Origin of the sequence: Streptomyces sp. NPDC014734, from assembly GCF_043083325.1 — a bacterium.
GTDB lineage: Bacteria > Actinomycetota > Actinomycetes > Streptomycetales > Streptomycetaceae > Streptomyces.
In genome coordinates, this window is the sequence record NZ_JBIBYN010000004.1 from 442,147 (window position 1) to 450,362 (window position 8,216).

Annotated in this window: 7 protein-coding genes; 5 read left to right on the top strand and 2 right to left on the bottom strand. The window is 72.9% G+C overall.

The window, feature by feature from the left end:
* Positions 1-127: 127 nt before the first annotated feature.
* Entirely contained in the window at positions 128-1,381 is a 1,254-nt protein-coding gene (locus tag ACF1CT_RS10530) for a glycoside hydrolase family 18 protein (RefSeq protein WP_391783400.1), read from the bottom strand.
* Between the two features lie 410 nt (positions 1,382-1,791).
* Between ACF1CT_RS10530 and ACF1CT_RS10535 the strand changes: the two genes are divergently transcribed.
* Positions 1,792-2,964 carry an acyl-CoA dehydrogenase family protein gene (locus ACF1CT_RS10535; RefSeq protein WP_391783444.1) on the top strand — a complete coding sequence of 391 codons (1,173 nt, stop codon included), beginning with the start codon at positions 1,792-1,794 and terminating at the stop codon, positions 2,962-2,964.
* Positions 2,965-3,342: 378 nt separating this feature from the next.
* Here the strand turns inward: ACF1CT_RS10535 and ACF1CT_RS10540 are convergent, their stop codons facing one another.
* Positions 3,343-3,732 carry a hypothetical protein gene (locus ACF1CT_RS10540; protein WP_391783401.1) on the bottom strand — a complete coding sequence of 130 codons (390 nt, stop codon included), beginning with the start codon at positions 3,730-3,732 and terminating at the stop codon, positions 3,343-3,345.
* A 204-nt stretch (positions 3,733-3,936) separates the two neighbouring features.
* On the opposite strand from ACF1CT_RS10540, the gene ACF1CT_RS10545 reads away from it, so the two are divergent.
* The 4 genes from ACF1CT_RS10545 (at position 3,937) to fxsA (ending at position 8,097) form a co-directional block, all read left to right on the top strand.
* Entirely contained in the window at positions 3,937-4,377 is a 441-nt protein-coding gene (locus tag ACF1CT_RS10545) for an Lrp/AsnC family transcriptional regulator (protein ID WP_391783402.1), read from the top strand.
* 70 nt (positions 4,378-4,447) lie between these two features.
* Entirely contained in the window at positions 4,448-6,094 is a 1,647-nt protein-coding gene (locus ACF1CT_RS10550) for an amidohydrolase (RefSeq protein ID WP_391783403.1), read from the top strand.
* A gap of 554 nt (positions 6,095-6,648) precedes the next feature.
* A complete protein-coding gene (locus ACF1CT_RS10555) occupies positions 6,649-7,416 on the top strand; it encodes a polyprenol monophosphomannose synthase (RefSeq protein ID WP_391783404.1) in 768 nt (255 codons plus the stop codon).
* A 90-nt stretch (positions 7,417-7,506) separates the two neighbouring features.
* Positions 7,507-8,097, top strand: coding sequence for an FxsA family membrane protein (fxsA, locus tag ACF1CT_RS10560; RefSeq protein ID WP_391783405.1), 591 nt, complete (start codon positions 7,507-7,509; stop codon positions 8,095-8,097).
* The last annotated feature ends 119 nt before the right edge of the window (positions 8,098-8,216 follow it).

Here is an 8,216-nt window from a genome sequence, read left to right on the forward strand (position 1 = left end):
GGGTCGCGGGGGGCCCCCCCCACCGGCGCCCCCCGCCCGCGGGGGGGGCCCCCCCCCCGCGGGGGGGGGGGGGGGGGCCCCCCGCCCCCGCGGCCCGTTCGGCGTCCCGTGGGGGACGGCGGACGGATCAGTTGATCGCCTTGATCAGCTCCCCGTCGGTGGTGTCACCGCTGAGCTCCCAGAAGAAGGTGCCACCCAGACCCTGCTGGTTCTTGTAGTTCATCTTGGTGGCGATGGTGGCCGGGGTGTCGTAGCTCCACCAGTTGGTGCCGCAGTGGGCGTAGGCGGTGCCGGCGACGGTGCCGGTGGTGGGGCAGCTGCTCTTGAGGACCTTGTAGTCCTCGATGCCGGCCTCGTAGGTGCCGGGGGCGGCGCCGGTGGCGGTGCCCCCGGGCGCGTCCTGGGTGACGCCGGTCCAGCCGCGGCCGTAGAAGCCGATGCCGAGCAGCAGCTTGGAGGCGGGGACGCCCTGCGCCTTCAGCTTGTCGATGGCGGCCTCGCTGGTGAAGCCCTCCTTGGGGAGGCCCTCGTAGGACGTCAGCGGGGAGTGCGGGGCGGTCGGGCCCTTCGCGTCCCAGGCGCCGAAGAAGTCGTACGTCATCACGTTGTACCAGTCCAGGGACTGGGCGGCGCCGGCGTAGTCGGCGAGGTCGATCTTGCCGCCGTCGGAGGCGTCGGCGGTGATGGCGGCGGTGACCAGGTTGTCGCCGCCGAACTTGGTGCGCAGGGCCGAGGTGATGGCCTTCAGCGCGTCAGGGCCGCTGGTGTCGCAGGTCAGACCGCAGGCGTTGGGGTACTCCCAGTCGACGTCGATGCCGTCGAAGACATCGGCCCAGCGGGGGTCCTTCACCAGGCCGTAGCAGGAATCGGCGAACGCGGCCGGGTTCTTCGCGGCCTCGCCGAAGCCGCCGGACCAGGTCCAGCCGCCGAACGACCAGATCACCTTGAGTCCCGGGTGCAGCTTCTTCAGCTTCCGCAACTGGTTGAAGTTGCCCCGCAGATCCTGGTCCCAGGTGTCGGCCACCCCGTCGACCGACTGATCGGCCGTGTACGCCTTCTCGTAGTCGGCGTAGGAGTCGCCGACCGCGCACTTGCCGCCGGCGACGTTGCCGAAGGCGTAGTTGATGTGGGTGAGCTTGTCCGCCGAGCCCGAGGTCTCGACGTTCTTGACGTGGTAATTGCGCTGGTAGACACCCCAGTTGGTGAAGTAGCCGACCACCTTGTCACCGGCCGCCGTGGGGGAGGCGGCCGGTGCGGTGGCGGGGGTCGCGCCGGCCGGCGCGGTGCCGGCCACCCCGAGCAGGGCGGCGCCGAGGGCGGCCGTACAGGCCGCCGCCGCGAACGCCCGGATGCGGGTGCGGACGCGATGCTGTCCAGACATCTTGTCTCCTCGTGGGGGAGGGAACCAGTGCCTCGAAGGGCGGACATTGCCGGTCACGGCACTGGCGAATGGGGGGAGTGCAGCCGACCGTTCCGTGGATTTGGCATGAACGCGGAAAGCCGGTTCGAGTGGAACCGTAGATGGACTAGACCAGTTGGGTCAATGGTTCGGACCAATTCCGGTGATCGCCGTGTCCGGCTCCGAGTCGCCCGGCGACCCCGTGACGGATATCGTCCGATCGGGCATACTCAAGCCGCCACAGCCGCTGGCCAGCAGCTCTCGTAATCCGGGGGCCGGTGTCGGTTGGGCAGCAGTGCTCTTCCGCGCCAGGTGCCGGAAGATCCCGGCGGCACCGCCCACACCCCGCGCGCGTGACCGTCGCAACGCCCGACAGGGAGGAGAGCGCCATCATGTCCGACCGCGCCCCGCAACCGGTGGAACGCCGGCTGCCCACCGAGGAGTCCCGACAACTCCTCGCGCTCGTCCGCGAGATCGCCGAGCGGGAGATCGCGCCCGGGGCGGCCGAGGAGGAGGAGGCGGGCAGGTTCCCGCGCGACGTCTTCACGCTGCTCTCCGAGTCCGGCCTGCTCGGTCTGCCCTACGACTCCGCCCACGGCGGCGGCGACCAGCCGTACGAGGTCTACCTCCAGGTCCTCGAAGAACTCGCGGCGGCCCGGCTCACCGTCGGTCTCGGCGTCAGCGTCCACTCCCTGGCCTGCCACGCGGTCGCCGGATACGGCACCGAGAAGCAGCGGGCCGAACACCTCCCGGCGATGCTCTCGGGCGGCCTGCTCGGCGCCTACTGCCTCTCCGAACCCGCTTCCGGTTCCGACGCCGCCTCGCTGCGCACCAAGGCCGTGCGGGACGGAGACGACTGGGTCGTCACCGGCACCAAGGCCTGGATCACCCACGGCGGCATCGCCGACTTCTGCACGGTCCTGGCGCGCACCGGCGGCGAGGGGGCCCGCGGCATCACCGCCTTCCTGGTCCCCGGTGACGCCGAGGGGCTGAGCGCGGCGGCGCCCGAGAAGAAGATGGGCATGAAGGGCTCGCCCACCGCCCAGTTGCACTTCGACGGCGTGCGGGTCTCGGACGACCGCCGCATCGGCGACGAGGGCCAGGGCTTCGCGATCGCCCTCTCCGCGCTCGACTCCGGACGCCTGGGCATCGCCGCCTGCGCGATCGGCGTCGCCCAGGCGGCCCTCACCGAGGCCGTCGGCTACGCCACCGGACGGCAGCAGTTCGGCCGTCCCATCGCCGATTTCCAGGGCCTGCGGTTCATGCTCGCCGACATGGCCACCCGGATCGAGGCGGGCCGCGCCCTCTACCTGGAGGCGGCCCGGCTGCGCGACGAGGGCAAACCGTTCTCGCGCCAGGCGGCGATGGCCAAACTGTTCTGCACGGACACCGCCATGCAGGTCACCGTCGACGCCGTCCAGGTTCTCGGCGGATACGGCTACACCGCGGACTTCCCGGTGGAACGGCTGATGCGCGAGGCCAAGGTGCTGCAGATCGTCGAGGGGACCAATCAGATCCAGCGGATGGTCATCGCCCGCCATCTCGCGGGTCCCGAGACGCGCTGACCCACGCCTGCCGCTCCGGCGCAGTCATGATCCGGTTCCGCTCCGGGCCGGGGCGGCAGGACGGCGAGGACGGCGAGGACCGGGACCGGCCGCCGGACGCGGCGGAGTTCTGTCCGGCCGACGGCGCGGGGCGGGCCGGGGTCACCGCCGGACCGATGCACGAGACCGCGCGCCGGGTGCCGTGCCGTGGGGATTCCTCCGGCGGGCCCGGACGGTGTCCGGGCCATGTCGTCACGTCGGAGACGGGAGCGCCCCCGGGGACCGTCGGACGGCCTCGGGCCGGGACGCCGCTCCCTGACGGGCGCGCTTCCGCCGCCCTGGAACCACGTGCACCGGGGGCCGCCACCGCTTTCCGGCAGAAGGCCGTCCGGCGGGCTCTCAGGCCGCGTCGCGCCGCATCCGCAGCGGACGCGAGCCGGGTCCGCCCGCGTGCGAGAACGGCTGCATCCGCCAGTCGAGCCCCTGGGGCAGCGTCAACAACAGGCCGGTGTCCTGCTCCTGGAGGTCGAGCGACTCGTCGGCGGGCCGTGCCCGGGACACCGAACGCCCCGTGCCGGCGCAGACCTGCAGGACGAACGGGTTCCAGGGGGTCGGGCACAACGCGTGCTCGGGGAGCACGTCCTCGTCCGCCAGCAGCGCGATCGGCCGCGCGCAGTCCGGGCAGATCACCCGGTACATCTCGAACGTGTCGTACACGTCGGGAGCGGCGTCCTCGGCCGGATCGGCCGACTCCGGTTCAAAACGTTCGGTGAGCTTCAGGCTCTGCATGGGAAGTTCCCCCCTCGGGTGGGCCGACAAGGCGCCACGGCCTCGACCACAGCAAGCACTTCCCGTCGCACATCCGCCGTAACCGCCGGGTGGGTGCCTACCGGCCCGTAAACCTGTGGCATTCGTCACATGCCCGCCGCAGGTGCCACTCGGGAGCCCCCCACCACTGTGCCCGGAGGCCCCGGGGGCAATAGGTTGATCCGTATGGAGGAGCTGGACCGACAGATCGTGGAGTTGCTCGTCAAGGACGGGCGGATGAGCTACACCGACCTGGGCAAGGCCACGGGCCTGTCCACCTCGGCGGTTCATCAGCGCGTGCGCAGGCTGGAGCAGCGCGGGGTGATCCGGGGGTACGCCGCGGTCGTCGACCCGGAGGCCGTCGGGCTTCCGCTCACGGCGTTCATCTCGGTGAAGCCCTTCGACCCGAGCGCGCCGGACGACATCGCGGAACGGCTCGCGGACGTCCCCGAGCTGGAGGCCTGCCACAGCGTCGCGGGTGACGAGAACTACATCCTCAAGGCACGGGTCGCGACCCCGCTGGAGCTGGAGCACCTGCTCACCCGGATCCGTTCGCTGGCCGGCGTCTCCACCCGGACCACCGTCGTCCTGTCCACCCCGTACGAGGCGCGGCCCCCGAGGATCTGAGCAGCGGGACACGCGCGGCTCGTGAGGGGGCGGGGGCCGCGCGGGCCGGGGCGGGCGGGAGACTGGTCCCATGAACCCGAGCACCGCCCCCCAGAACGAACACCGCACCGTGCTGCTGCGCGGTGGCGACGTCCACAGCCCCGCCGACCCCTTCGCCACCGCCATGGTCGTCGAACGGGGCCATGTCGCCTGGGTGGGCTCGGAAGGGGCGGCCGACGCCTTCGCGAGCGGCGTCGACGAGGTGATCGACCTCGACGGGGCGCTGGTCACCCCGGCGTTCACCGACGCCCATGTCCACACCACGTCGACCGGCCTGGCGCTCACCGGTCTCGACCTCTCCGGCGCCCGGTCCCTCGACGAGGCGCTCGGTCTGCTGCGCGCGTACGTGGCGGAGCACCCCGCCGACCGGGTCGTCCTGGGGCACGGCTGGGACGCCGCGCGCTGGCCGGAGCGGCGTCACCCGTCGCGGGACGAGCTCGACGCGGCCGCCGGTGGGCGGCCGGTCTACCTCCCCCGGGTCGACGTGCACTCCGCGGTCGTCACCACCGCCCTGCTCGATCTGGTCCCCGGCGTCACCGCCCTGACCGGATACCACCCCGACGCCCCGCTGACCGGTGCCGCCCACCACGCGGTGCGCTCCGCGGCCCACGGCGCCGTCTCCCCGCGCCAGCGTGCCGACGCCCAGCGCGCCGCACTGCGCCGCGCGGCCTCCCTCGGCATCGGTACGGTCCACGAGTGCGGCGGCCCGGACATCTCCGACGAGGAGGACTTCGCCGGGCTGCTGAAGCTTGCCGCCGAGGAGAGCGGGCCGCGGGTCTTCGGGTACTGGGCCGAGGAGGTCGCCGACGAGAAGGACGCCCGCCGCATCCGGGAGCTCGGCGCGATCGGCGCCGCCGGGGACCTCTTCGTCGACGGCTCGCTGGGCTCGCACACGGCCTGCTTGCACCAGCCGTACGCCGACGGTCCGGCCGGGCGCACGGGCACCGCCCACCTCGACGCGGCGCGGATCGCCGCCCACGTCACCGCCTGCACCGAGGCCGGACTGCAGGCAGGTTTCCACGCCATCGGGGACGCGGCGGTCTCCGCCGTGGTGGAGGGGGTCCGGGCCGCGGCCGAGAGCCTCGGGGCGTCCAGGGTCCGGGCCGCCCGGCACCGCGTGGAGCATGCCGAGATGCTCACCCCCGAGACCGTCGCGGCCTTCGCGGAGCTGGGCCTCACCGCCTCCGTGCAGCCCGCCTTCGACGCCGCCTGGGGCGGCAAGGACGGCATGTACGCCGAGCGGCTCGGCGCCGAGCGGGCCAGGACCCTCAACCCGTACGCGGCGCTCCTGCGCGCCGGTGTGCCCCTGGCGTTCGGGTCCGACAGCCCGGTGACCCCGCTGGACCCCTGGGGCACGGTACGGGCCGCCGCCTTCCACCGCACCCCCGAGCACCGGATCTCCGTACGGGCCGGCTTCACCGCCCACACCAGGGGCGGCTGGCGGGCCGTCGGCCGTGACGACGCGGGGGCCCTGGTTCCCGGCGCACCGGCCGACTACGCGGTCTGGCGCACCGACGAACTGGTGGTCCAGGCCCCGGACGACCGGGTCGCCCGCTGGTCGACCGACCCGCGGTCGGGCACCCCGGGACTGCCCGATCTCACCCCGGGCGCCGACCTCCCGGTCTGCCTGCGGACCGTGGTCTTCGGACAAACTGTCTACGTAAGGCCGAACGAGTGACGTGCGGACATTTCGCACCGCCGATCGAGAACGTTCCCGTTCCGTCGTCACCTGCGGATCTTCAGCACTGACCAGGCGCGTTCCCCGAACGTCGCTGGTCAGCCGCGGGTCGGCAGGGGATTGACAGAACGCGCCCACCGGCCGGTAGGTTCGGCCGGGTCCACCACAGGACGCCCGACCGGTCGAACCTCCACGCAGTCGTCGAACGCCGCTGGGTCACGGGGCGGTGTGCCGCAGCGGCACACCGCCACTGACAGCCAGGTTCAGCGCCCGCGCCTCGGGGGCGAGGGAAGGTTTCAGCCGGACGGGGGTGCGACCCGGGTGGGGCCCGGACGTTCAGTAGACAACGGCTCCAGGTCGACCCGCAGCCAGCGGGTCCCGGGCCGGCCCGAAGGGCGCCGGGCCCCCATCCGTAGTGTTCCGTCGTGCGATTCTGTCCGTACTTTCCTCCTTCTGTCCGTGGCGGTGCCCACACCTGCCCGACCGTGTCGGCGTTCGGCCCCCGTGCGCTGGATATGGTGTGCACCTGCGGTACGGAACTGAAGGGGCAGTAAGTGAACGACGGCGGTCAGCGGCGATACGGCCCGCTCGGCAGGACCTTGGTGATCATTCCGACCTATGACGAGGCCGAGAACATCAAGCCGATCGTCAGCCGGGTGCGCGCCGCTGTGCCGGAGGCCGACATCCTGATCGCCGACGACAACAGCCCCGACGGCACCGGCAAGGTCGCCGACGAGCTCGCGGCCGAGGACGAACAGGTCCGGGTGCTGCACCGCAAGGGCAAGGAGGGGCTGGGCGCGGCCTACCTCGCGGGCTTCGACTGGGGCATCGAGCGCGGCTACGGCGTGCTCGTGGAGATGGACGCCGACGGCTCCCACCAGCCCGAGGAACTGCCCCGGCTGCTCACCGCGCTCAAGAGCGCCGACCTGGTGCTCGGTTCCCGCTGGGTGCCGGGCGGCCGGGTCGTCAACTGGCCCAAGTCCCGCGAGATGATCTCGCGCGGCGGCAGCACCTACTCCCGGCTTCTCCTCGGACTGCGGACCAGGGACGTCACCGGCGGCTACCGGGCCTTTCGCACCGAGACCCTGCAGGGCATCGGCCTCGACAAGGTCGCCTCCCAGGGGTACTGCTTCCAGGTCGACCTGGCGCGCCGCGCGGTCGAGGCGGGGTACCACGTCGTCGAGGTCCCGATCACCTTCGTGGACCGTGAGATCGGCGACTCGAAGATGAGCCGGGACATCCTGGTCGAGGCGCTCTGGCGAGTCACCTCCTGGGGGGTCGCCACGCGTACGAACCGGGTCCTCGGGCGCAGGACCACCTGAGCCGAGGCGGGCCGGCCGGGCACGTCGCGGCGCCGCCCGTGATCACCCCCCATACGCCGTTCGGACGGGCGTACGGGCACACTGGGGACCATGACGACCGGCACACCGCCCCCGCCCGCCCGCAGGCGCTCACGCGCCCGTACCTTCGTCCCGCTCGCCGTCGCCGCCTGGGCGGTGCTGGAGATCTGGCTGCTCACCGTCATCGCCGACGCGGCGGGCGGGTTCACCGTGCTGCTGCTCCTGGTGGCGGGGATCGTCCTGGGCGCGGCGGTGGTGAAGCGGGCCGGCCGCCGGGCCTTCCGCAGCCTCACCGAGACGCTCCAGCGGATGCCGGGGCAGCCCGGGGCCGCCGACGCGGAGCCCGTCGCCCCCTCGGCGGGCGGGGGCAACGGTTTCCTGATGCTCGGCGGGCTGCTGCTGATGATCCCGGGGCCGGTCTCGGACGTGGCGGGACTCCTGCTGCTGGTGCCGTGGATCCGTTCGGCGCTGGGCCGGTTCGCGGAGAGGTCGCTGGAGCGCCGGATGCGTGCCGCGTCTCCCGGCAGGCTCTCCGACGCCTTCCAGCAGGCCCGCATTCACCGTCCGGACGGAAAGGTCGTGCAGGGCGAGGTCGTCCGTGAGGACGGCGCACAGCGGGACTCCCGCCCCGATGACACCCCCCGGCCGCCGCTGACACCGTGATCCGCGCGGCGGGGCCTGCCGCGGCGCGGTCGGCCCCGCCGCCTGACCCGATCCGCGTCACGGCCGATGTCCGCGACGCGACAGAGCCGCGGGCCGTGGCACACATGGCGTGTGCCGCG

Coding starts and splice junctions, on each gene's coding strand:
- ACF1CT_RS10550 (WP_391783403.1), top strand. CDS start 4,448: ATGAACCCGAGCACCGCCCCCCAGAACGAACACCGCACCGTGCTGCTG.
- ACF1CT_RS10540 (WP_391783401.1), bottom strand. CDS start 3,732: ATGCAGAGCCTGAAGCTCACCGAACGTTTTGAACCGGAGTCGGCCGAT.
- fxsA (WP_391783405.1), top strand. CDS start 7,507: ATGACGACCGGCACACCGCCCCCGCCCGCCCGCAGGCGCTCACGCGCC.
- ACF1CT_RS10545 (WP_391783402.1), top strand. CDS start 3,937: ATGGAGGAGCTGGACCGACAGATCGTGGAGTTGCTCGTCAAGGACGGG.
- ACF1CT_RS10535 (WP_391783444.1), top strand. CDS start 1,792: ATGTCCGACCGCGCCCCGCAACCGGTGGAACGCCGGCTGCCCACCGAG.
- ACF1CT_RS10530 (WP_391783400.1), bottom strand. CDS start 1,381: ATGTCTGGACAGCATCGCGTCCGCACCCGCATCCGGGCGTTCGCGGCG.